Source organism: Sporosarcina sp. P26b (assembly GCF_002743245.1).
Taxonomy (GTDB): domain Bacteria; phylum Bacillota; class Bacilli; order Bacillales_A; family Planococcaceae; genus Sporosarcina; species Sporosarcina ureae_C.
Window position 1 is genome coordinate 88,520 of record NZ_PDYW01000008.1, and the last position, 23,692, is coordinate 112,211.

The following is a 23,692-nucleotide window of genomic DNA, read 5'->3' on the forward strand; positions in this document are numbered from 1 at the left end:
AGAATACAAACTCTATGGTAAAATTAAGGGACTACAAATTGAAAGGTTGATACCTGTAATGCGAAACTCTTCTATAAAACTTACTTCATTATCTTCAAAAGGAGGGTGTGGGTGTAAAATAGGGCCTGCTGATTTGGCTGAAGTTCTACGCACATTGCCCCCTGGCCTAACGGATCCCAACTTACTAGTCGGACTGGATACGAGCGACGACGCCGGTGTTTATAAAATAAATGACACGACTGCTATTGTGCAGACACTTGATTTCTTCACGCCAATTGTCAATGATCCGTATGATTTTGGACAAGTGGCAGCGGCGAATGCAATCAGTGACGTCTACGCAATGGGTGGAACACCTATCACAGCATTGAATATCGTAGCCTTTCCCATTCATACACTCGATCGCAATATTCTAACGGAAATCTTGCGTGGAGCCGCAGACAAATTGAAAGAAGCTGGTGCAGTACTAGTTGGCGGACATTCAATTGATGATCAGGAACCAAAATTCGGTATGCAAGTAACTGGAACGGTGCATCCCGACAAGATCCGTACAAACGCTGGTGCTAAGCCTGGAGATCGTTTGATTCTAACAAAACCAATTGGTGTAGGAATCATGACCACTTCCTTGAAAAACGGATTATTGTCTGAAGAAGAGGAAATTCACGTGACAAAAGTGATGACGACACTCAATAAAACAGCGTCAGAAGTGATGGATGAATATAGTATTCATGCTGCGACAGACGTAACAGGCTTCGGTTTACTTGGACATGCTTCTGAAATGGCAACAGGTAGTGGCGTTTGTTTACGTATTGATAACGAGAAAGTACCTGTTTTGCCGCGTACAAGAGAACTGGCAGAAGCGGGCTCAGTCCCAGGCGGTACGAAAAACAACTTTGCTCATATAGAGGACATCGTTGAATACCCCGAATCATTGGATCAAGTCGGTAGATGGATTTTATGTGACGCGGTAACTTCTGGTGGATTGCTTGTAGCAGTTGCAGGAGATGAAGCAGATCGTCTGCATGCACAATTACGCGAAGCTGGAGTCGATGCGCATATTATTGGGGAAGTGACCGATGAACATAGCGGTCGAATTATCGTGCAGTAAATCAAGGAGATGGGGAATCACATGGTACGAGACATTACATTGGCGGAAGCACTCGACTTGCAAAAAAATCATTCACAAACTTTAGTCGATGTGCGTACGCCTAAAGAGTATGAAGAAGCTACTATTCCAGGTAGTATCAACATTCCAATCTTTACAAATGAAGAACGTGCAGAAGTAGGAACGCTTTATAAACAAGTAGGCAAAGAAGCAGCAATGGATCATGGACTAGCTATTTTCTCCAAGAAGTTGCCTGACTTCATTGACGAATTCAGGAAGATTGATGCACAGATTACCGTATTTTGCTGGCGTGGCGGCATGCGAAGCAAAACGGCAATGACCGTGCTTGAATTAATGGGAATCCGCTCAAGTCGGATCAGTGGCGGAATACATACGTATCGTCAGTGGGTTATTGCGCGACTGCAAGAACCTATCACACCTAAATTACTTGTACTTAACGGCTATACTGGCAGCGGCAAGACGAAGATTCTTCACAAGCTGATGGAAGACGGTTGTCCGGTCATCGATTTAGAAGGAATGGCAGGTCATCGCGGTTCGATATTCGGACAGATCGGTGTGCAACCGAACAATCAGAAGAAATTCGAATTACTAATTGCAGATAAACTAGTAAAGTATGCGAATGAACCATTCATCTTCATCGAAGGCGAAAGCAAACGCATAGGCCAAGTGCATATGCCTGAACTACTGTTTAAGAAAAAAGAGCAGAGTCCTCAATGGATCATTCAACTACCGGTCAAAGTACGTGTAGAAGAAATCCTCTCCGAATACGAACCCGAAAAACAACCGGAACTATTCTTAGAAGCATTTGCTCGAATTCGAAAACGGATCCACCAACCAATCACCGCACAGATCCAAGAAGATTTAGAAAACGGACGCTTTGCACAAGCCGTGGAGCAACTACTGATCCACTACTACGACCCACAATACGAACATTCCGTGGCCCGTTTTGCTACAACCGGTGAAGACGTCATCCAAGCCGAAACCGTACAAGAAGCGTATGAAGAATGCTTGCGACGGTATCAGGAATTAATGAAATAAAAGAAAGTAGACTGCCTATGTATTTGGTAGTCTTTTCTTTTGTGTAAAAACGACGACTCCATCCCTCTATTTCTTTTAAAGATCAACTACCTTTAGAAGTTTGCCAAACAGCTAACTAGGGTATTCTTAAAACTACTATCAACTAGACAAACAACAAGAAAAACTGACATAGAAAAGAGGACAAGCCATGATCGAACTAAAAACAAATCTACCAGGAAAGAAATCACTATTTGGAGATGCAACTAAAATTCTCGCAGAACATGACATTCAAATGGGTGGAAATTGGGACTTCGACAGAGGAAACTTCGACTCCATCCTGAATCAGGACGGCAGTGATACCATCTACTTGCGAATACCTTTCCATGTGATCGACGGTGAACTCGATGAAGATAGTGCCATGATCGAATTCGACGTGCCATTTATCATCAATCATGTAGTCAATATTGGATTAGACGACGATGATAGCCCGGTTCTAGCAGCTGTCGGTCTCGATCAGTTCCAAACACCTGAAGACAAAGACGGTCCAATTGTATACGATGAAAAGTGGGTACATGAAGGGGAAAAGCGTATAGCACAATTCTCTGATCATCCTACTTTTATTGCACCGTTTATTTAATCTTAAGCAATAGTAGAACAAAACAAGCAAGTCCATTACACCTGGACTTGCTTGTTTTTATATTCAGATAAATTCTCGCCGTCTACTTGTCTAGGTGTGATAAGATGAGTAAAGCATAAAAAGATTTATCTTTATACATAGCAAAATGGCATAGACGTAAAGAAGGAGCTGGGAAATTTTATGTCAAGACGACAAGACTATTCGTACTATGTAAATTCTGAAGAAGCGCAGAAGCAACTCTACAAGCGATCTTTACTTGTCGTGATCATATCCCAAATATTTAGTGGTGCAGGACTCGCTGCAGGAATCACAGTGGGATCTTTAATCATACAGGAGATGACTGGTAACGAAAGTCTGGCGGGTATGCCGATTGCACTTTCCACATTCGGATCAGCTCTTTCAGCCTATCTAGTGGGCAGACTATCACAGCGGTACGGCCGGAGATTTGGCTTGGGAGCTGGCTTTATTACAGGTGGAATTGGAGCATTTGGTGTTATTCTGGCCACCATGTCTGGAAGCTTGGCTATTTTATTTATTTTTCTTTTCATATACGGGGCGGGGACTTCTTCGAACTTACAGGCACGCTATGCAGGAACAGATCTTGCCAATAAAAAGCAACGTGCTACAGCAGTCAGTGTAGCATTGGTTTCGACCACAATCGGAGCGGTCGCAGGACCGAATCTCGTATTACCTATGGGATACGTGGCGGATTTTATCGGTATTCCTTCATTGACAGGTGTATTCTTACTAGCCGGTGTCGCGTATTTATTGTCCGGTTTGACCTTCCTACTGTTTTTAAATCCCGATCCGCTACTAGTAGCACGTGAAATTGAATTGGCCAATCAAAAGAATCAAGAAGAATCCAGTGAAGGACAATTTATTCAGCAGCATACGGCGAACAGAATGGGGATTTGGATAGGAGCCATTGTTCTCGTTCTGTCTCACGGCGTCATGGTTGCCATTATGACTATGACACCGCTTCATATGCAGCATCACGGCGCGGAAATATCGGGTATTGGCATAGTTATTGGACTTCATATTGCAGGGATGTACTTACCATCGATTTTCACAGGCGTATTAGTAGACCGGATTGGACGTCCGGCTATGGTGATTGCTTCCGGTGTGACACTTGCAACCGCGGGTATTCTTTCAGCCTATGTAGCAGGAGGATCGATACTCTGGATGTCTGTGGCACTCATATTACTCGGAGTTGGTTGGAACTTCGGGTTAATTAGTGGAACAGCAATTGTAATCGATTCAACTGATGTGTTGACGCGTGCGAAGATCCAAGGAACGATCGATGTGTTTGTTGCACTAGCGGGTACAGTCGGTGGCTTGGTTTCGGGAATTATCGTTGCGTTCTCGGGCTTTTCCATGCTGAGCTTCCTAGGAACATATATCTCGTTACTGCTCATCCCACTTATTATTTGGATGCGTTACAAACAAAGAAACTCTTCAGCGCAAACCGCCTGACAAAAACGGATTGTTTCCTCGGAAATAATCCGTTTTTCTATCGTAAACGACATACGTAGTAGAGAAACACTTTCCCACTCTTTGGCATAGATTGATAGCGAAGAAGAAATGGGAGGGATCATCAATTGAATCAGCAAAATGAATATTGGATGAATCACTGGCAACATCCTCAATACCGTAGAATTTCCATGGAGCAGGCGAATGAAATTGCATTGCAAAGAGTACCGGGGCAAGTGGTGAAATCTGAGCTAGAGTTTGATGATGGTATATTAATCTATGAAGTAGATATCCGCACTATGGAAGGGCATAAGTATGAAGTTAAAATAGATGCCGTAACCGGAGAGGTATTGAAGGTGAAACTAGATTGATAAGAAGTATGTAATAAAGTTCGATTACTTTTCCCACAACGTAATTCTGTGTATGATAAAAGGTAGATCTATACACAGAAAGCAGGGAATCATATGTACACACCTATTGACTATTCCAACAATCTGCAAGAGAAATATAAACAGCTTTCCACGCAATTAGACGCATTAGTGTCTGGAGAGCCAAATATGTACGCAAATTTAAGCAATGCATCTGCGTTACTTAATCAGTTCTTTGATCGGATTAACTGGGTAGGTTTTTATTTGATGGATGGCGATGAACTAGTGCTAGGGCCATTCCAAGGCTTGCCTGCATGTATCCGCATTCCACTGGGCCGCGGAGTTTGCGGAACGGTTGCGAAGACGAAAGAAGGCCTTGTTGTAGCCGACGTCAACGCATTCCCGGGCCATATTGCATGCGACGCGGCATCTCGTTCCGAAGTTGTCGTGCCTATGATTAAAGATGGAGAAGTAATCGGTGTGCTCGATATCGACAGCCCTGAACTGGATCGTTTTTCTGAAGATGATTTAGCAGGACTAACGCTAGTGGTAGAAGCTCTTATGAAACATATCTGAGCTTGCTAAACACGATTGGCGTGAGTGAAGCGTTCCACTGCATTCCGGGCGGATGCGTTTGTTCCAAACTAGAACTTTTCTGACGTCACAGGCTCATTGATTCTCTCTGAGCGCTCTATCAGGAACTTTAAGTGCTCTATGACAGCTGTTGACCGCTCTATTGAGTACCGTCTCTGCTCATAGACACTGGATATCCGCTCATAGGCACCTTAAAACTGCTCATAGCCCACTGTTTTTCATAAGTATACACAAACTAAAAGCACGCCGGAGAGTTTCTCCAGCGTGCTTTTTACATGCCTAAAATCCAAGTGAAGAATATGACTACAATCGCAATCGGGGCGAAGTAGCGGACGATCACTTTCCAAAACGTGTGAAGAGCGGGATTCATGCCTAACTCTTCCGCCGTATCCTCTTTCGTCAGCACAAAGCCAGCAAATAAAGACACAGCTAACGCACCAAGCGGCATCGCAATTCTGCTCGTCAGCAAATCAGCGAAGTCAAAAATGGAGTTACCGAAGATGCTCACGTCGGATAGTAAACCAAATGATAATGCGCTTGGGATTCCTACTAAAAAGATCAGTCCTCCGAATACCCAGGAAGCACGTTTTCGTCTGTCATGCTTTTTACTGATGCCTGTAGACACTACGATCTCGAGCATCGCAATGGCGGAAGTCAATGTCGCAAACAGCATGAGGAAAAAGAAGATAATCAAGAATACGCCACCGAACGGAATTTCATTGAAAATAGCCGGTAGGATGACGAAGATCAAACCAGGGCCTGCCTCAGGTGAGTGTCCTAACGCGAATACGGCTGGGAAAATCACAAGTCCTGCTAGTATAGAAATCGCGATATTTAGCATTGAGACATTAAATGCAGACTGTCCAAGCTTTTCCTCTTTTGAAAGGTAGGAAGCATACGTCATCATAGCCGTTACACCGACACTGAGGGAAAAGAATGCTTGTCCTAACGCAACAAGGAATGTTTTTCCGTTGAGATAACTCCAATCTGGCACGAATAAGAACCGAACACCTTCCATTGCGCCATCCAGTGTTAACGAACGAATCGCCAATACAATGAAAGACAAGAATAGTAGCGGCATAATCCAGCGACTTGCTCGCTCAATTCCACCACGAATTCCGCTTTGAACGATGAAGATCGTCAATGCCATAAACAAAGCTTGCGCTAGTAATACTTCCCACGGGTTGGCAATCGTAGTATTGAATAAATCACCATAATCTATTCCGCCTAGTTTAAATGTAAACGCTCGTGCTAAATAGGATAGAATCCATCCACCCACGACACTATAAAACGATAAGATGATGAAAGACGATGCAAGTCCCATCCATCCAACCCATCCCCAACTCCGTCCTGTTGAAAGTTTTTTCAAAGAAGTCACGGCATCTGCCTGTCCTCTTCGTCCAATGACAAACTCAGCCAATAAAATCGGTAGTCCGATCAATAATGTACAAATAATAAATAACAGCACAAACACGCTGCCACCGTTTGTTCCGGCCATATAAGGAAACTTCCAGATTGCACCTAATCCGATAGCACTGCCAGCAGCAGCTAAGATAAAACCAATCTTGGATGTCCATTGTTCACGCTGTTTCATAGAAGTCCTCGTTTCTTATACTAAATCACAAAGTCAATAAATCTTATCATAATTTTACGAAAGAATCGATAGTTAGCGGGTTAACAGATAGTTTAGAAAATTCATTTGCGTTTTTAGTATGTGTGGTGTAATATTACACCAATAGATATTAAATGTAACTATGGGGTGATCTCGTGAATCAACAACAATTAATAGAACTGATTTCGTTAAAGTTACGAGTAGTCCGATTGGAGAGGGAATACTCCCAACAAAAGATGGCTGATGTATTAGGACTTTCAAAAAAGACGTTAATTCAAATTGAAAAGGGTAGGGCAGCTGCCAGTTGGACTGCAGTGATAGGTGTTTGTGCATTGTTTCGAGAAAGTGATGTACTGCAGGCAGTAGTTGGCGGAGACCCGTTGGAAGTGCTTGAAACGATTGCCCATGATGGCATAGATCGCCGAATGGACCAGTCAATGGGTGGGAAAGTATGGTGGCGCGAGTTAGAAACGAAAGGCCGTTTCCGTTTACAGCAAAACTTGATCAGTCAACATTTCCGTATCTTGGATGAAGAACATTATCGCTGGTATAGTTCCTTTGATGAGGATGAGGCGTGGCATCGTTTGGATGAGTTGAGTGGCAAATAAAAGGAGGGAATGGTTATGATTGCACCCATGGCATTTTCGGTACTACTATTGATTGGTTTTCTATTTTTCACAGGCGTAGGTTTATTATATTTACTGTTTATGGGATTGATTCATTATATTCCGTTAGTCGTGATTGGTGTGGTTGTTCTATACATTTGGATTGTCATGATGATATTCCATTACTTCAATACGAAAAAACGGAAGAAGTGGTTCGGCATTATTGCAGGTATATTCGTGATGGGAGCTGCGGTATGGCCCATCATGCATCTGTATAAAGAAAGTATCTCGACTGTGGATGCAGAAGTAGATGTATTTTACTATGAGCCATTTTCTATGGGTCGAGAATCAAAGTTAGTGTCATTAGATGAAGCGGCTACATTAACGTTGGAAGACAATCTGCCGCGTATCGATGGGGCAACTGCATTATATCCCTTGTATGCTGCATTCGTTCATGCTGTCTATCCGGAAAAGGAATATAATCCGTACGATAGCGAAGTGATGGTCAATACTACGCCAGTTGCTTATGATAATTTGTTTAGCGGAGAAGTGGATATGATACTCGCGGCTGGACCTTCCGATGCACAATTGAAAACAGCTAAACAAAAGGGACTTGAGTTGAAATTAACACCCGTTGGTCGGGAAGCATTTGTTTTCTTCGTTAATCAAAAGAATCCCGTTACTAGTTTAGAGTTAAAGCAGATTCAAGATATCTATGCAGGTAAAATAACGAATTGGAAAGAGGCGGGCGGTAATAACGAACCGATTCGCGCATTCCAGCGACCGGAAGACAGTGGTAGTCAAACGACTTTGGAAAGGTTGATGGGGGATATTCCGATTATGGATGCTCCGGAAGAAAATGTGCCTGAGGGAATGGGCGGGATAATTTCTGAAGTATCGAAGTATCGCAACTATAAAAATGCCATTGGCTATACGTTCCGCTATTACTCAACAGAAATGGTAGGGAATGATGAAATTAAATTGCTCGCAATCAATGGGGTCGAACCAAACAAAGAGACCATACGCAATGAGGAGTATCCAATTTCATCTGAATTTTACGTTGTGACGGCTGGTACGGAAAATCCGAATGTAGAGAAATTTATAGAATGGATGCTGTCACCTCAAGGGCAAGAGTTGGTTGAGAAAGTTGGATATGTACCGGTAAAAAAACCGTAGAACGTGTATGATTATCTATAGAATAGAAAGGGGATACGTGTGATGCAGGGAGAAAAGAAACAACTATTGTATACGATGCTCGCGTTTGTATGCGCTTCGGGTGTATTTTTAATGAGTATTTTATTTCAAAAAATGGCGTACTGGGGTGGAGGGTTAACCTGGTATTGGGTAGGGGTTGCAATTACTTTTGCAGTAGGAATCGCAGGTACTGCGTTCATTCTTCAAACATTAAAGATAAAAGGGCCTGAAGAAAAAACATTACTTACTACTTTACTTATTTCACTAAGAGCACTTGCGATTTTAGCCATTGGACTTGGGTTTTTATGGACTACATTCGTAATATCAGCAGGAATGTCGGGCTTTTAATAGTGAAGGTATGAAGCGGATTTATTGGTATGGTTAAGAGGGAGATAATGTTATGAACAAGCGACACATAAAGATCCTATGGTTTGTTACGAGTTTGATACCGGCACCGTTCTTCTTTCATTTTTATGAATATGGTCAGTATGTAAAGCGCGAAGAAGCCACTTATCTACTATTGGCTTGTATCGTATTCATTATTATAATTGGTATATTATCAAGTACAGTGAAAATCCGTTACGTATTGTTAATCAATGTCATTACAGCTGTAATTTCGCTCGTGTTAGCTATGAACTTCATCACCGAAGACGGAGGATGGTTCAAGCCATTTGGTCGGGATATCGTTATACTTCTAACGGCTATTCCGTTTTTCATCGGCCAAGTGCTAGTAAGGATGATAGCTAAGCCCATTTTCATTCGAGAGAAAAAACGTCATGCTTAATTCGGTATGTCCACTTTACTGATTACTATCTTTATAATCTTAAAGCGGTACACCTCTAAATAGAGATGTACCGCTTTTACTTATTTCTTCAAATGATGTTTCTTGCCTGCCTGATCCGTCACAACTAGCTGCGTAGCCGTAACTTCCATGTCTTTCGCTAGTACATTTGAAACTTTACTAGTCTTCTTATCCAACAAATTATACTTATAAACACCTGTTTTATTGAAATAATACATTGTAGATAAATCATATGCTACTGATTTATTGTTTTGGCTGACTTGATTACTTTTCGAATTAGCCTCTACTTCATCGAATATCACACGAGCATCGAAGTTCAACAACGTTTTCTTGTTTTTGCCGTCCATAGTGACCGAATACAATGTCAACGGATCATCCATTGGCTTAGTAGGATCGAACTTGGAATCAAAAACACGATCCTTGTTCTTTTCAAGAGTATAGTAGATACGGTCATTCAAGATGAACATGTTACGAAACTTCTGGTCAAGTGGAATACTACCAATTGTGTAGCTCCAGTCATTCACGTTTAATTTTACTACATTGTAACCAGCAGGCATTTTACTACTTGCATTGATTAGGTTCCAATAGGGAATGAAGATTTCGTCATTATATAGAACCATCTGGTAACCGGACATTAAGAGCTCGCGATTTATACCGTTATCCGGCATTGTCGCACTATCCAAAATGGCTGAACGTGTTCCAGCCTTTTTGTTTTCTTTAAATAGCTTCGTAGACTCCTTGTCTTTGGCAATTGTATATAAGAAGCCATTCTGTTCAACTGTCTTTCCTTTAACACTAACATACGAATGGTAGTCTTTGAGTTTCATCGAGTCATCCAAAGCACGTACTAAAAATGCAGCAAATTGGGATCTTGTGACCGAGTCTGCAGGCATGTATTTACCTTCAGAACCGCCCGTAATTCCTTTTTTTGCAATTCCATTAATATCAGGGAATGACCAATGCGTTGGCGATACGTCAACAAATGTTGCTTGGTTGTCTGTGGGTATTTTAAACGAACGGCGTATAATCGCGGCCATGTGCGCGCGTGAAGTATCTTCACCAGGACGCATGAAACCATTGTCACCCTTCATAATTCCTTTTTCACTCACCGTTGCAAGGATCTGATAATATGCGGACTTTTTCGAGACGTCCTTAAACTGGACAGTAGGATTTTTCACCAGAGGAATTTTCAATGCTTTAATGAGCATGGAAGATGCCTGAGCGCGTGTAATAGGATCATTTGGCTTAAACGTGCCATCTGGAAAACCGCCTATAATATTACGGTCAGCTAGATACATAATTTCTGTTTTCGCCCAATGCTTATCTACGTCAGAGAACTGTGTGGCAGCCTGCGCATGAAATGGTGTTGCTGCAAAAACTAATAAAACTGCTAGCAACCCAACTAATTTATTCTTCATATAGGTAGACCTCCTTTTAAATACTCTATTCATTATACAGGATTATTAATGGGAAAATAAGGTCCTTTAACCATCAAAACCGACAAAAGAGAGAACTCTCTTGTCGTTTCATTGGCACTTACTTAGTGGCAATCTTGTATGTTTTCACTACTTCAATACAACCATTTACAGATTGTAACATGGAGCAATTCTTCTCTGTAAGCTCCATGATCCGTGGCATTTTTTCTTCGGTAATAGTTGATCCGGTGATTGTGAAATGAAGATGAATCTTCAATAGACGACTTGCATCATCTTGTGAACGTACGACTTCTTTCACTTCCACGGCGATATCATCTGCAGGCAGACGCATTTTATCAAGAATCTTTCGCATAACGCCACCACCGCAAGCGGCAATCGACGCGACCATCAGCTGGTATGGGCGAAACCCTTTTTCTTCATTGGATGAAATGTGTAAAGTACCAAATTCGGTTTCGGTGTCAAAACCGTGCTCTGTCATATGGAATTTCATGTGATCAGCTCCTTATGCAGTTAGTATACGTGGTTTTAGTGAGAAAACCAAAGAACGATAACTGAATGCTGTGTTTAATTTCGTCTAATCGTGGCAGACTGAAAGTAAGACGGAAAGGAGTGTTGAGACTTGAGTGAGAACAAACAGCCCCATAAAACACTAACAGATAAGAATAATGGCCTTTCATCCGCACAGGAAGTATTGTACGCCAAAGAGTATAAACGAGCAGATAAGGCTACCGAGCAAGATAACAAAAAGAAGTAAAAGAAAAAATAGTGAACTAGAGGTGCCCCAGTAGTTGTTGTCCAACTACTGGGGCTTTTCTCATGAAATTGCTATAACGTAATTATAGATTTCACTGTATAATAAGAGAAAATGCTTAGACAAAGAGAACGAGGACATAGAGATGAGAAAAATAAGATGGAAAAAGGTTGTCTTTTTACTAGTGGCTATCTTTATTGTATTTCAGATAGCAGGAAGTCTTTTCTTCTATGACTTGGCTATCAAGCGTGGACCGAAGGATTTTTTGACAGGCAATGCGGATTTGAAAGTATCCGCTGAGACCATGGAAGTTTTTTTAAATGGAGATTGGCTTGACTGGGTAGATCAACAGGAATTTGAAGAAATTCATATGACATCAAAAGATGATCTGGACTTGATGGGTTATTTCTTGCCGGCAAAAAAACCGACTAACAAATTGGTGATTTTAACACACGGTTATTTAGGGAACGCAAAACAGATGGGGTTGTATGGTCAATTTTATTATGAGGAACTTGGCTATAATATTTTCATGCCAAATGCTAGGGGACATGGAAAAAGCGGTGGTGACTATTACGGTTTCGGTTGGCCAGATCGTTTAGATTTGATTGATTGGACAAAGTTGCTCAGCGAAAAGCTGGGGGCGGATACAGAAGTGATCTATCATGGGTTATCGATGGGTGCGGCTACAGTTTTAATGGCGAGTGGTGAGCAACTTCCCGAACAAGTGAAAGCAATTATTGCAGATAGTCCGTATCAATCCGTTTATCAATTATTTGCCTATCAACTGGACAGAATGTTTCATTTACCTGCATTTCCATTACTCGATAATATGAGTTTGTTGACGAATGCTAGAGCGGGGTATTCACTAAAAGAAGCAGACGCGTTGAGTGCAGTTAAACGCGCGACTGTACCAATCCTGTACATTCATGGCAAGGCAGATACATTCGTGCCAACAGAAATGACAAAAGAACTTTATGAAGAGACAAAGAGTGATGCGGCATTATTTTTAGTGGATGACGCAAATCACGGTGAAGCGTTTGTGATGGATCAGGAAGTATATAAAATGAAAATAAAAACCTTTCTTGAAAAGTATTGAGTAACATTGAACCTACAGATTGACCTCTCTCATTAACCGTCTTATACTAATTTTACACAATAGGGGAAGCGGTATTCTTCTCATTAAAGGTCGTGGTGCATTGGTAAAATCAACAGTAGAAAAACTTTGTAAACAGCATACTGAACTGACAGATCAAGACGTGAAAATTTTGGAGGAAATGGCGTTTAGCCTGCAGACGTATGCCGATTTGTCAGACTCCTATATGTTTATCGATTGCAAATTAAAACCAAGTAATCAGGCGATTGTTGTAGCGGAAGCTTTTCCAGTCGGTAGTACACCGCTATATAATAATTCGGTTGTTGGAAAGATTGTTTTTGAATCTTTTGAACCGGGTGTGTTTTATTCCTATCGCAATGGAAAGAAATCCATCATAAGACAAGCTATGACACAAGAAGGTATCGTAGTGGATCAGACCGTAGTGCCCATTAAGAATACAAATCATCAAGTGATTGGCGTACTTATCTCAGAGAAGCAGGTAGCGTCATCCACTTCAACAGATAATGCAAAGAGATTTTCGGTCATAACAGAAACAGCGGAGGACCAGATGACAAATTCAGGACTCGGCGTTGTTTCAGATTTACTGATGGAAATGCTTATTTTGACAGACGAAAGTAATCGGTTAGTCTATGCAAATCCTTCAGGCTTAAAACTAATTACGGAAATAAGTAACCAAGATGATGTGCTAAATCGTGATTTATTGGAATTATTACCTTTTTTACAAACAGTTTATACACAAGAAGATGATGTGTTCGTCTTTGAACTAACCATTGAGAGCAAAAACTTGATAGTGAAAAAGATAAGAATGCGTGAAAAAAATAAATCTCAAGAGACGTTATTAATTGTTCAAGATATTACCGAACTTCGCACAAAAGAAAAAGAGTTAATGATGAAATCGGTCGTAATCAAGGAAATACATCATCGCGTGAAAAACAATTTGCAAACAGTCGCAAGCCTTATAAGACTACAAATGCGTAGTGGAATGCCTGCGGAAAGTCGCTCCACTTTTGAAGAAACCCTTAATCGTATATATAGTATTTCATCGGTTTATGAAATTATTCTTACAAAGGAACATGCGGACGATGATGATGTAAATATCATAAATTTGACGAGAAAAATATGCTCAACCATGGTGCTAAATGAATATAATTTGAAAGTAGACTTGATTATTGAGCCGAATGGCAATAAAATAGTAACAACCTCTAAGAAAGCGGTTTCAATTGCGCTTATCATAAATGAGCTTATTCAAAACTCTTTAAAACATGCATTTCAAGGCAAAGAAGAGGGAATTATTGATGTGGAATTTACCGTAGATCAAGACTTTGTAGAACTTCACGTGTCCGACAACGGCGTTGGAATGAAGAATCCGCAAACATCACTTGGTACGGAAATCATCCACAATTTGGTGACCAATGACTTGAATGGTGAGTTTCTATATGTGCCCAGGGAAATCGGGACTCATGCAGTAGTCAACTTTCCAGTGGGTGCGGAGGTGGAAATTTTTGATGAGTAAACGAATCTTGATAGCCGAAGATGAATCGATCATTCGCATGGACCTAAAAATGACCTTGCAAGACCACGGCTATGAAGTAGTTGGAGAAGCGGGGGACGGAGACAGAGCGATTGAGATGGCCTTCTTGCATAAACCCGATTTGATTTTGATGGATATCAAAATGCCAAAGATGAATGGCCTGAAAGCAAGTCGCATCATTGGGGAACAGCTAGATATACCCATCCTCATTATAACCGCGTACAGCCAAAAGGAATTCGTAGAAAAAGCGCAACAAGATAATATAGTTGGCTATTTGGTCAAACCTATATCGGAATCTAATTTAATACCCGCTATTGAAGTAGCTCTTCACCAATCAAGTAAAGCCAAACGTCTGAAAAAAGACGTTCAACAGGCTAAGCAAGAAGTGGAAAAGCGAAAAGTCGTGGAGAAGGCAAAAGGCATTCTGATGAATATGGAACAATTAACGGAGCAACAAGCATTTAAAAAAATGCGTGATACGAGTATGTCACGGCAAATGACAATGGAGTCACTTGCCTTGGAAATTATAGATTCGCACAAGTAAATAGATCTAAGCAAAGACGCTTAAAGAGATACATTCTTTAAGCGTCTTTTTGTTTTAAATTTTCGCGGATTGGACATGAATTAAATCAAAGGGTGGTGTCTTGTTGGCTGGCGCGTAAGAAACAATATTACAATTAAATAGTAATAGGAGGAAACCTAAATGGAAATGATCGGTACAGTAATTGTATATATTATTATGGCCTGTGCAGTGGCAGGGGCATTTGCATCAATAAAGAATCCTGAAGAGGGATTAGGTAAAGAATTTATGTCTGGATTACACGCAGTAGGACATATCTTCGTTCCAGCAGCAGGAATCATGGCATCTATACCCTACTTAACATGGTTCATCAGTAAATTTATCGGACCGATCTTCAACTCAATCGGAGCAGATCCTGCAATTGCCGCAACTACTATACTGGCTTCGGATATGGGTGGTTATCAGTTAGCGGAAGCACTAAAAGTAACAAATGAAGGATGGATTATGGCGTTAATCGTCGGTTTCATGTCAGGAGCAACGATTGTTTTCTCTATTCCGATGGGCCTTGCGATGCTTGATAAGCGAGATCATAAATACATGGCGCTTGGTATTATGTCGGGTGTTTTGACAATTCCGATTGGCGCATTTATTGCTTCTGTTTTAGTAGTAATATTCAACACGGACGTGCGTGATGTGATTAGCACGACAGCTACATCTAATTATGAATTTGCAATTAGTTATTTACAGATTTTCATCAATTTATTGCCATTATTAATTTTTGTAGTATTGATTGCGGTCGGACTGAAGTTCGTTCCTCGCATTATGATTAACGGTTTTATGATTTTTGGACGCGTGATGGACGCTGCCATTAAATTAGTGTTAGTGTTCTCTATCGTTGAAGTATTTACAGGTATTTTCACTAAGATATTTGGCGCGTGGGGCTTCGATCCAATTATGGCGGATGAAATAGACCAATTCCGTGCACTTGAAACAGCGGGATACATTGGTATTATGCTAGCGGGTGCGTTCCCGATGATTTATTTGATTAGAAAGTATATGGGCAAACCTTTAGAATCTGCTGGGAAAAAAATTGGACTTTCACCTGAAGGAAGTGCGGGTTTACTTGCGACTGTTGCGAATATCTTGGCGATGTTCTCATTGGTTCGTTACATGAGACCAAAAGACAAAGTCGTTAATATCGCATTCGCAGTTTGTGCGGCGTTCTTGTTGGGTGATCACTTATCGTTCACAGCGAACTTCCAGCCAAATATTATTTTACCGGTTATACTAGGTAAATTGAGTGCGGGTATCATCGCAATTATTATTGCGTACAAGCTTTCTGTTCCAACGGCATTAAAGCTGGAGAAGCAAGACCGTGAAGCTGGAATTATTAAAAAGGGCGAGTACGAAAATGAAAACGTTGAACCAGAAGCTCCTGCTGCTAAAGCATAAAACTATATAGGGAGTGTGTATAATGAGCGAAGAAAAGAAAAGGTTTATACAGGAATTCGTTCCGGGAAAACAGCTTACACTCAGTCATTTGATCGCTAATCCCGATCCCGATATGTTTCAGAAGTTAGGTATACAGGAAGCGGGTGCTTTAGGTATCCTTACATGTACACCGAGTGAAACGGTCATTATCGCAGGAGACTTGGCAACGAAAGCGGCTAATGTCCGCATTGGATTCCTCGATCGATTTACAGGCAGTCTGGTTATTGTGGGCAGTGTCTCGGAAGTGGAGATGGCAATGCTTGAGATCAACCGGTTTTTATCCGAAAAGTTGAACTATACGCCAGCGGAAATTACAAAATCATAAGGAGTGAGGATGATGCGAAACAAGGCGATGCTAGTCGGTGCGGTACGAGCGGGGAAGTCTACATTGACAAATGCTTTATTGGGCCGAAAAGTAGAAGCTTTCAAAACGCAGACGCTCAATTATTATGATTGGATTGTTGATACGCCGGGAGAGTATTCGGAAAATCCGATGTTCTATAAAAACATCATGGCCACTGCACTTGAAGTGACACATGTACTGTACTTGCAGGATGCAACAAGTGAGAAACTTATATTCCCGCCAGGTTTCAGCATGGGTATCCCGAAACTTCCGATTGGTGTCATTACCAAGTGTGATCTACCTGAAGCTGACCTAGAGCGTTCGCTCGACATGCTAAAAACCGTTATGAACCAAGGGCCCATCGTCATGGTTTCATCCGTAACAGGCATGGGGGTCGAACATTTGAAAGAATTAACAAAGCTAAACAACCTCACTGCAATGCAACAATACGTAGAATCATCAGCCGATCCACACTTGATCTATCTCGGGTAATCTTCTTTACAGTCAGTAAGGAATTTGATATAGTAAATTGTATACAAGTGAATAAAAACGGCAAAGGTGCCTTTACATCCCGTGGAAAATCCATGGGTTTGTAAAGGCGCCTTTTTTATATCAAAAGATCGAAACGACCCAAGGGGCTGGCGTCGGAAACTAGTTGCAATCAAAAGTGCAGGACGCCGTCGAGCACCGACAGGCGTTGAAATCTATAATCAGGAAGGGGTGTGGGAGTGAGCAATTTCAATAAGCACGAAACTATCATTAGTGCAGGCATTGATATTGGCACAAGCACGACGAAACTGATTATCAGTCGATTTTCGCTACGTAACGTGGCAGGCGCAACGCATGTGCCAAGAATAGAAATCACAAACAAAGAAATACTCTATAAAAGCCCTGTATTCCGGACGCCATTGCAAGACGCAGTGACGATCGATGTAGCGGGCGTCCAACAAATTATCCGCTCTGAATACGACAAAGCAGGAATTCAGCCTTCGCAGATTGAAACGGGTGCTGTTATTATCACCGGTGAAACCGCTACCAAGCGGAATGCCAGTGAAATGTTACATCAGTTGTCTAACGAAGCGGGCGATTTCCTCGTAGCAACTGCAGGACCTGATCTAGAAGGCATCATTGCGGCTAAAGGTTCAGGCAGCTATGAATCGTCCGGAAAAAGCGGGCAGGTCATCGCCAATATAGACATTGGTGGAGGAACAGCCAATATTGCAGTATTCAAGGATAAGCAGCTCCTTGGCACATGTACGATGCACATTGGAGGTAGATTAATCGAATTTGAAGGCGGCAAAGTACGTACCATCTCACCACCAGTCGAACGATTACTGCGAGAGCAAGGTTACACATTGCAAGTAGGGGATCCGCAAAATTCTTCAGCCGTAACATTTGTAACGACGTATATGGCGGAAGCAATGGGGCGAATCTTAAAAAAAGAAGTTCACGCACAAGATCAAGTACTACTACTCGGTCATGAACCGAATTGGTCGCCGGCAGTCGATACAATCGTCTTTTCAGGTGGAATTTCGGAATGCATGTATCATCATGAATCCGGTGAAGTACAAGAAGCACAATACGATGATATAGGTGTTCAGCTTGCGGAAGCCTTGTTGCGTAACACTTCACTACAGCATTTCACTTGGCAGGAGCCGATAGAAACTGTACGTGCAACCGTATTAGGTGCAGGAACCCAGACGACTGAAATTAGTGGAGCCACCATTCAAGTTGCACCGCATGAATTACCATTAAAAAATATTCCGATTCATCAATATGATTTTAAAGAAGATTTAGCAACAGGTTTAGCCCATTTTGAAGACGCAGTGAGGCAGGCGGTTACTTTATATGACTCAGCCAAAGAAGGGCAAAACTTCGCGCTCTACTTATGCAATCTGCCCTATCTTGGGTTTCGGGATGTGCAGAAGCTTGCAAAAGCAGTTGTCCAAATCATGAATCAGCGGCCACGTCCTGAACAGCCCATTATATTGGTGATCCAATCAGATCACGCCAAGGTGATTGGCCAGACACTCGCGGCATTACAAGTGAAACAAAGCATTATTTGTATAGATCAAATCAATGTGGAAACAGGCGATTACATCGATATCGGAAAAGCACTCACTTCAGGTGTAGTACCGGTTGTCGTAAAAACCTTAACTTTCCACACAACGTAAAGGAGGTCTCGTGCGTGAATTTATCCACTACATTAGGCGGCGAACGATATGTGTTCCACGACTTAAAAGAAGTGCTAGCGAAAGCGAATGAAGAGAAATCCGGTGATCGCCTTGCAGGAATTGCGGCAGAAACCGTCCAGGAACGAATCGCTGCGAAAACAGTTGTCAGTGAGTTGCTAGTTAGCGATATCCGCAATAATCCACTCATTCCGATTGAAAGCGATGAAGTGTCACTTATTATCGAAAACGATATTAACGAGAAGGTTTACGGTGGAATCCAGAATTGGAGTATCGCAGAACTACGTGAATATATTTTAAGTAATGAAGTAGGCGACCGCGAATTAAAGCGTCTCAGTAGAGGATTGACTTCTGAAGTCATCGCCGCGGTTACGAAATTGATGTCCAACTTGGACTTAGTGCACGCAGCAAATAAAATCGAAATTCTATCTACATGCAATATTACAATTGGCCAAAAAGGTACATTGTCTTCACGTTTGCAGCCGAACCACCCGACTGACAATATCGATGGAATTCTTACATCATTGAAAGAAGGCTTGTCTTACGGTATTGGTGATGCGGTGATTGGGATCAATCCTGTAGATGATTCTGTAGAAAGCGTAAAGCGTGTACTGAATGCAACGAAGGATTTCATAGATGAGTGGGAAATCCCTACGCAAAACTGTGTACTTGCACACGTTACAACGCAAATGAAAGCGATTGAACAAGGTGCTCCTGCCGACATGATTTTCCAAAGTATCGCAGGAACTGAAAAAGCTCATCGTTCATTCGGTATTTCAGCAGAGCTAATAGCAGAAGCGAAAGACTTGTCATTGAAAATGGGTACAGGCACTGGTCCACAAACGTTGTACTTTGAAACAGGACAAGGTTCGGAATTATCCGCCGAAGCACATTACGGTGTAGATCAAGTGACAATGGAAGCGCGTAACTACGGTTTTGCACGACATTACGATCCATATATCGTCAACACGGTGGTTGGATTTATTGGGCCGGAGTACTTGTACAACAGTAAACAAGTTATTCGTGCAGGACTTGAAGATCACTTCATGGGCAAGCTACACGGACTGCCGATGGGTGTTGATATTTGCTATACGAACCATATTAAAGCGGATCAAAATGATATTGAAGATTTAAGTATCTTATTATCGGCAGCAGGTGTGAATTTCATCATCGCAGCACCGATGGGTGATGACGTTATGCTGAATTACCAGTCCATGAGCTACCATGACGTGGCAACGGTTCTTCAGACGATGGGCAAAACGCCAGCACCTGAATATTTAAAATGGCTTGAAAAGATGGGGATTTATGAAAATGGCATGCTAAGTAAACGTGCCGGAGATCTCACACTCTTCAATCGATAGGAGGTGGATAAACTTGAATGAAGAACTGATTCAGCAAATCACAAAAATGGTCGTAGAGAAGCTAGAAGCTGCAAGCGGCAATCAAAGGGTACAACGGAATTCCGACGAGCAAAAGGTAGAGTTGTTTTCACAACAGCCTATTGGACATTTGAACGCAGAAACTGTGAAAAAGTCACCTAGTGGATTGGTGACATTCCATAGTACAACGGAAGAGTCAAAGCGGAATATCGCTACGGTAAAACCAAAACCAACGACGGCATACGGTAATCCGAAACCGAAGGTAGAACCTGAAGCAGAGCCTGTAGAAGATAAATGGGCAGAGTATCGCAAGAAAACCCCGGCTAGAGTAGGAGTTGGACGCGCAGGTTCACGTCCGAAAACGAAGACATGGCTACAGTTTCGACTGGATCACGCGGCGGCAGTCGATGCGGTCTACGGTGAAGTGCCGGATGACTTGCTTGAGCAGCTAGGGTTATTCCAAGTGCAATCCAAAGTGGTGGATAAAGAAGAATATATTCGACGTCCGGATCTTGGTAGAAAACTTTCAGATGAAGCGAAGTCTGTTATTCAAGAACGCTGTAAAAAGTCGCCTGTCGTACAGATTGTCGCGTCAAATGGTCTAAGTGCGAAAGCGATTGAAGAAAATCTGGAAGATGTCTACTTGTCACTGGAACAATCGTTAAACAACTTGAATATCGAAATGGGAACAACATTTTACGTTGATAAAGGCCGAGTTGCTGTGATGGATGATATCGGTGAGTTATTGCAACCGGATGTAGTAGTCATGCTGATCGGTGAACGTCCTGGTCTAGTATCTGCGGAATCACTAAGTGCTTACATGTGCTACAAACCAAGGCACGGTACGATTGAAGCAGATCGTATGGTCATTTCCAATATCCATAAAGGGGGAATTCCACCTGTTGAAGCGGGTGCATTCCTCGGTACGATCATTCAGAAAATCTTAAAATACGAAGCGAGTGGTGTATCGCTTGTTCAAAAAGAAGGTTGAGGAAGGGGGAGGACGAATGAAAATCCACGCGGACATCTTGTCGATGCAAGTCATTCCAAACGTTAGTCCTGAGCTGGCTGAGAAGTTTGATCTGAAGCCCTATCAACGCAGTCTTGGGTTGGTGACGACGACAATTGATGACATTGGTTATACAGCAATCGACGCAGCTACGAAGCATAGCGACGTGGAAGTGGTCTACGCGAAAAGTTTTTACGCAGGTGCTGCACATTCTTCCGGACCGCTGTCTGGTGAGTTTATCGGAATCATTGCTGGACCGTCACCGGAAGAAGTGAAAAGTGGTCTTGATTCGATTCGTATCACTGTAGAGCATGAAGCGTATTTCGAAGCAATCAATGGAAATCCGGATCATGCGTTATATGCGCATACCATTTCTAGCTGTGGCAGTTACTTGGCTGACATGGCTAACATACCAGTTGGCCAATCAATCGCATACTTGATTGCACCACCTATTGAAGCAATTATCGGTTTGGATGCGGCCTTAAAAGCTGCAGATGTCACATTATGTGAACTCTATGCACCTCCCTCCGAAACAAACTTTGGTGGCGGTCTGCTCACGGGTAGTCAATCTTCTTGTGAAGCAGCAGCTGACGCGTTCCGTGAAGCCGTACAGAACATGGCGGATCATCCGTTAAGTTATTGATAGAGAAGCATGTAGAAAGGAGTGTTTTGATTTGGTTCAACTAGTGGATAAGGATTTATTGGCTTTGCAGCAAATGCGCTTGGCTGTTCAAACTGCAAAAGAAGCACAAGAGAAATTCATGGGCTATACACAACAACAAGTTGACAAAATAGTTAAAGCTGTAGCGGATGCCGCTTTTGAACAATCCGGCCGTCTAGCGCAATTAGCGGTAGATGAAACAGGTATGGGAGTAGCAGCCCATAAGAAGATCAAGAATGAAGTGGGTTCACGTGATGTCTATGAAAGCATCAAAGATTTGAAAACAGTGGGTGTTATCAAAGAAGATCATTTGAATAAAGTAGTGGAAATCGCTGCCCCGTTTGGTGTTGTAGCAGCAATCATTCCAACGACTAATCCAACGTCAACAGCGTTCTTCAAAACATTGATTTCATTGAAGACACGAAATTCCATTGTTGTGAGTCCACATCCTTATGCAGTGGAGTGTACACATGAAGCGTTAAAAGTATGTGATGCAGCAGCTGTTGCGGCAGGTGCTCCAGAAGGTTTGATCCAGTGTTTGACGTTGGCTTCAATGGAGGCAACACAGCAACTGATGTCCCATAAAGACGTCAATCTAATCATCGCAACAGGTGGTAGTGCACTAGTTAAAGCGGCATACAGCTCTGGAAAACCGGCTTATGGTGTAGGTCCTGGTAATGTCCCCGTTTATATCGAACGTTCTGCGAAGATAGAGAAAGCGGTAAAAGATATTGTCGACAGTAAATCATTCGATTACGGTACGATTTGTGCAACGGAGCAAGCAATTGTCGTTGATAAGCATGTTGTAGACTTAGTTACACGTGAATTGAAGAAAAATGGCGCATACATTTTATCCGATGAAGAGAAGAAGATCATGGAAGGTGTCATCTCGCCGGTACCCGGCAAAGTGAATCCTAAAGTGGTCGGCAAGAGTCCGCAGTTCATTGCCAAAATGGCTGGTATTTCTTTACCGGAAGGCACTCGCTTGATTATCGGGATGGAAACAAAGGTTGGAAAAAACATTCCGTTTTCATTGGAGAAATTATCACCGATCTTTGCGATGTATATTGTCGATGGTGTGAAGCATTCGAAAGAAGTATGCCTCGACTTGCTGAATCTTGGAGGACGTGGGCACAGCTTGGCGATTCACACGGAAATTGATGCAGTTGCACGTGAATTCGCCATGGAAATGCCTGTATCACGTATCTTAGTCAACACGATGGCTTCCATTGGTGCGGTGGGTGGAACGACAGGCTTGATGCCGTCGCTCACGTTAGGATGCGGAACTTTCGGTGGCAATATCACATCGGACAATGTTACAGCTAAGCACTTGCTAAACATTAAGCGAATGGCATACGGTACAAAAGAAGTTCAATTGCCGAAGCATTCAGAGCCTGTTGAAAGCTCAAATGATCAGCTTGTATCTAGTGTAATGAACAACGTTACAGCAGCAACAAACAGCAAGGTCGATCCGGCATTAGTGCAAAGTTTAGTCAGTGAAATCGTTAAACAACTTACAAAATAAAACATTATTAGGAGGAAACAATTATGAACAGAGAAGGTACAGCATTAGGAATGGTAGAAACTAAAGGGTTAATCGGTGCAATCGAGGCAGCAGACGCAATGGTGAAAGCAGCGAGTGTAAACTTAGTTGGTAAAGTACATGTTGGCGGCGGAATTGTAACTGTCATGGTACGTGGCGATGTAGGCGCAGTAAAAGCGGCAACAGACGCAGGCGCGGCTTCTGCACAACGCGTAGGCGAATTGCTTTCTGTTCACGTAATTCCAAGACCACATAATGAATTAGAAATGATGTTACCAAAAAGCGAATAATCACTGCTGA

At 42.2% G+C, this 23,692-nt stretch carries 26 protein-coding genes; 23 read left to right on the plus strand and 3 right to left on the minus strand.

Going from position 1 to position 23,692, the window contains the following annotated elements:
- The first annotated feature begins 58 nt into the window (after positions 1 to 58).
- The 6 genes from selD to CSV69_RS09925 all read left to right on the plus strand — a co-directional run bounded on the left by selD (position 59) and on the right by CSV69_RS09925 (position 5,191).
- Complete coding sequence (gene selD / locus CSV69_RS09900) at positions 59 to 1,105, plus strand: selenide, water dikinase SelD (RefSeq protein ID WP_085427603.1); 1,047 nt, start codon at positions 59 to 61, stop codon at positions 1,103 to 1,105.
- 21 nt (positions 1,106 to 1,126) lie between these two features.
- Entirely contained in the window at positions 1,127 to 2,161 is a 1,035-nt protein-coding gene (gene mnmH / locus CSV69_RS09905; RefSeq protein ID WP_099693309.1) for a tRNA 2-selenouridine(34) synthase MnmH, read from the plus strand.
- Between the two features lie 187 nt (positions 2,162 to 2,348).
- Complete coding sequence (locus CSV69_RS09910) at positions 2,349 to 2,777, plus strand: YugN family protein (protein ID WP_085427601.1); 429 nt, start codon at positions 2,349 to 2,351, stop codon at positions 2,775 to 2,777.
- 180 nt (positions 2,778 to 2,957) lie between these two features.
- On the plus strand, positions 2,958 to 4,250 hold the full coding sequence (locus CSV69_RS09915) for an MFS transporter (RefSeq protein WP_099693310.1): 1,293 nt from the start codon (positions 2,958 to 2,960) through the stop codon (positions 4,248 to 4,250).
- 125 nt (positions 4,251 to 4,375) lie between these two features.
- Positions 4,376 to 4,618 (plus strand): PepSY domain-containing protein, encoded by a 243-nt coding sequence (locus CSV69_RS09920; RefSeq protein ID WP_232319502.1) that lies wholly within the window; start codon positions 4,376 to 4,378, stop codon positions 4,616 to 4,618.
- A gap of 93 nt (positions 4,619 to 4,711) precedes the next feature.
- On the plus strand, positions 4,712 to 5,191 hold the full coding sequence (locus tag CSV69_RS09925; protein ID WP_085427599.1) for a GAF domain-containing protein: 480 nt from the start codon (positions 4,712 to 4,714) through the stop codon (positions 5,189 to 5,191).
- A 289-nt stretch (positions 5,192 to 5,480) separates the two neighbouring features.
- Here CSV69_RS09925 and CSV69_RS09930 read toward each other — a convergent pair whose 3' ends face one another.
- Entirely contained in the window at positions 5,481 to 6,803 is a 1,323-nt protein-coding gene (locus CSV69_RS09930) for a sodium-dependent transporter (protein ID WP_099693311.1), read from the minus strand.
- Positions 6,804 to 6,976: 173 nt separating this feature from the next.
- Here CSV69_RS09930 and CSV69_RS09935 point away from each other — a divergent pair, with 173 nt between their 5' ends.
- Genes CSV69_RS09935 through CSV69_RS09950 form a run of 4 tightly spaced genes read left to right on the plus strand, consistent with a single transcriptional unit; the run spans position 6,977 to position 9,404 of the window.
- Positions 6,977 to 7,429, plus strand: a complete 453-nt coding sequence (locus CSV69_RS09935; protein WP_085427597.1) for a helix-turn-helix transcriptional regulator — start codon at positions 6,977 to 6,979, stop codon at positions 7,427 to 7,429.
- A 15-nt stretch (positions 7,430 to 7,444) separates the two neighbouring features.
- Entirely contained in the window at positions 7,445 to 8,602 is a 1,158-nt protein-coding gene (locus tag CSV69_RS09940; RefSeq protein WP_099693312.1) for a substrate-binding domain-containing protein, read from the plus strand.
- Between the two features lie 42 nt (positions 8,603 to 8,644).
- Entirely contained in the window at positions 8,645 to 8,968 is a 324-nt protein-coding gene (locus CSV69_RS09945; protein WP_099624892.1) for a hypothetical protein, read from the plus strand.
- Positions 8,969 to 9,020: 52 nt separating this feature from the next.
- On the plus strand, positions 9,021 to 9,404 hold the full coding sequence (locus CSV69_RS09950; RefSeq protein WP_099693313.1) for a hypothetical protein: 384 nt from the start codon (positions 9,021 to 9,023) through the stop codon (positions 9,402 to 9,404).
- 80 nt (positions 9,405 to 9,484) lie between these two features.
- Here the strand turns inward: CSV69_RS09950 and CSV69_RS09955 are convergent, their stop codons facing one another.
- A complete protein-coding gene (locus CSV69_RS09955; protein WP_158232646.1) occupies positions 9,485 to 10,840 on the minus strand; it encodes an S-layer homology domain-containing protein in 1,356 nt (451 codons plus the stop codon).
- Positions 10,841 to 10,958: 118 nt separating this feature from the next.
- A complete protein-coding gene (locus CSV69_RS09960; RefSeq protein WP_085427592.1) occupies positions 10,959 to 11,348 on the minus strand; it encodes an OsmC family protein in 390 nt (129 codons plus the stop codon).
- Positions 11,349 to 11,477: 129 nt separating this feature from the next.
- On the opposite strand from CSV69_RS09960, the gene CSV69_RS09965 reads away from it, so the two are divergent.
- The 13 genes from CSV69_RS09965 to CSV69_RS10025 all read left to right on the plus strand — a co-directional run bounded on the left by CSV69_RS09965 (position 11,478) and on the right by CSV69_RS10025 (position 23,682).
- Positions 11,478 to 11,612, plus strand: coding sequence for a YfhE family protein (locus CSV69_RS09965; protein WP_085132148.1), 135 nt, complete (start codon positions 11,478 to 11,480; stop codon positions 11,610 to 11,612).
- Positions 11,613 to 11,754: 142 nt separating this feature from the next.
- Positions 11,755 to 12,705 carry an alpha/beta hydrolase gene (locus CSV69_RS09970; RefSeq protein WP_198166138.1) on the plus strand — a complete coding sequence of 317 codons (951 nt, stop codon included), beginning with the start codon at positions 11,755 to 11,757 and terminating at the stop codon, positions 12,703 to 12,705.
- Between the two features lie 100 nt (positions 12,706 to 12,805).
- Positions 12,806 to 14,236: a sensor histidine kinase gene (locus tag CSV69_RS09975; RefSeq protein WP_099693314.1), complete on the plus strand. Its 1,431-nt coding sequence runs from the start codon at positions 12,806 to 12,808 to the stop codon at positions 14,234 to 14,236.
- Positions 14,229 to 14,798: an ANTAR domain-containing response regulator gene (locus CSV69_RS09980; RefSeq protein ID WP_085427590.1), complete on the plus strand. Its 570-nt coding sequence runs from the start codon at positions 14,229 to 14,231 to the stop codon at positions 14,796 to 14,798. Before CSV69_RS09975 ends, CSV69_RS09980 begins: the two co-directional genes overlap by 8 nt.
- A gap of 159 nt (positions 14,799 to 14,957) precedes the next feature.
- Positions 14,958 to 16,226 carry an ethanolamine utilization protein EutH gene (gene eutH, locus CSV69_RS09985; protein ID WP_085427589.1) on the plus strand — a complete coding sequence of 423 codons (1,269 nt, stop codon included), beginning with the start codon at positions 14,958 to 14,960 and terminating at the stop codon, positions 16,224 to 16,226.
- 22 nt (positions 16,227 to 16,248) lie between these two features.
- Positions 16,249 to 16,590 (plus strand): ethanolamine utilization microcompartment protein EutS, encoded by a 342-nt coding sequence (gene eutS / locus CSV69_RS09990; RefSeq protein ID WP_085427588.1) that lies wholly within the window; start codon positions 16,249 to 16,251, stop codon positions 16,588 to 16,590.
- A 12-nt stretch (positions 16,591 to 16,602) separates the two neighbouring features.
- Positions 16,603 to 17,100, plus strand: a complete 498-nt coding sequence (locus CSV69_RS09995; RefSeq protein WP_085427587.1) for a EutP/PduV family microcompartment system protein — start codon at positions 16,603 to 16,605, stop codon at positions 17,098 to 17,100.
- 236 nt (positions 17,101 to 17,336) lie between these two features.
- On the plus strand, positions 17,337 to 18,782 hold the full coding sequence (locus CSV69_RS10000) for an ethanolamine ammonia-lyase reactivating factor EutA (RefSeq protein WP_085427586.1): 1,446 nt from the start codon (positions 17,337 to 17,339) through the stop codon (positions 18,780 to 18,782).
- Positions 18,783 to 18,796: 14 nt separating this feature from the next.
- Positions 18,797 to 20,161 carry an ethanolamine ammonia-lyase subunit EutB gene (locus CSV69_RS10005; protein WP_085427585.1) on the plus strand — a complete coding sequence of 455 codons (1,365 nt, stop codon included), beginning with the start codon at positions 18,797 to 18,799 and terminating at the stop codon, positions 20,159 to 20,161.
- Between the two features lie 7 nt (positions 20,162 to 20,168).
- Positions 20,169 to 21,170, plus strand: a complete 1,002-nt coding sequence (eutC, locus tag CSV69_RS10010) for an ethanolamine ammonia-lyase subunit EutC (protein ID WP_369823951.1) — start codon at positions 20,169 to 20,171, stop codon at positions 21,168 to 21,170.
- A 16-nt stretch (positions 21,171 to 21,186) separates the two neighbouring features.
- Positions 21,187 to 21,831, plus strand: coding sequence for an ethanolamine utilization microcompartment protein EutL (gene eutL, locus CSV69_RS10015; RefSeq protein ID WP_099693316.1), 645 nt, complete (start codon positions 21,187 to 21,189; stop codon positions 21,829 to 21,831).
- Between the two features lie 73 nt (positions 21,832 to 21,904).
- Entirely contained in the window at positions 21,905 to 23,374 is a 1,470-nt protein-coding gene (locus tag CSV69_RS10020; RefSeq protein ID WP_233192362.1) for an aldehyde dehydrogenase family protein, read from the plus strand.
- A gap of 23 nt (positions 23,375 to 23,397) precedes the next feature.
- Entirely contained in the window at positions 23,398 to 23,682 is a 285-nt protein-coding gene (locus CSV69_RS10025; RefSeq protein ID WP_085132129.1) for a BMC domain-containing protein, read from the plus strand.
- Positions 23,683 to 23,692 lie beyond the last annotated feature (10 nt).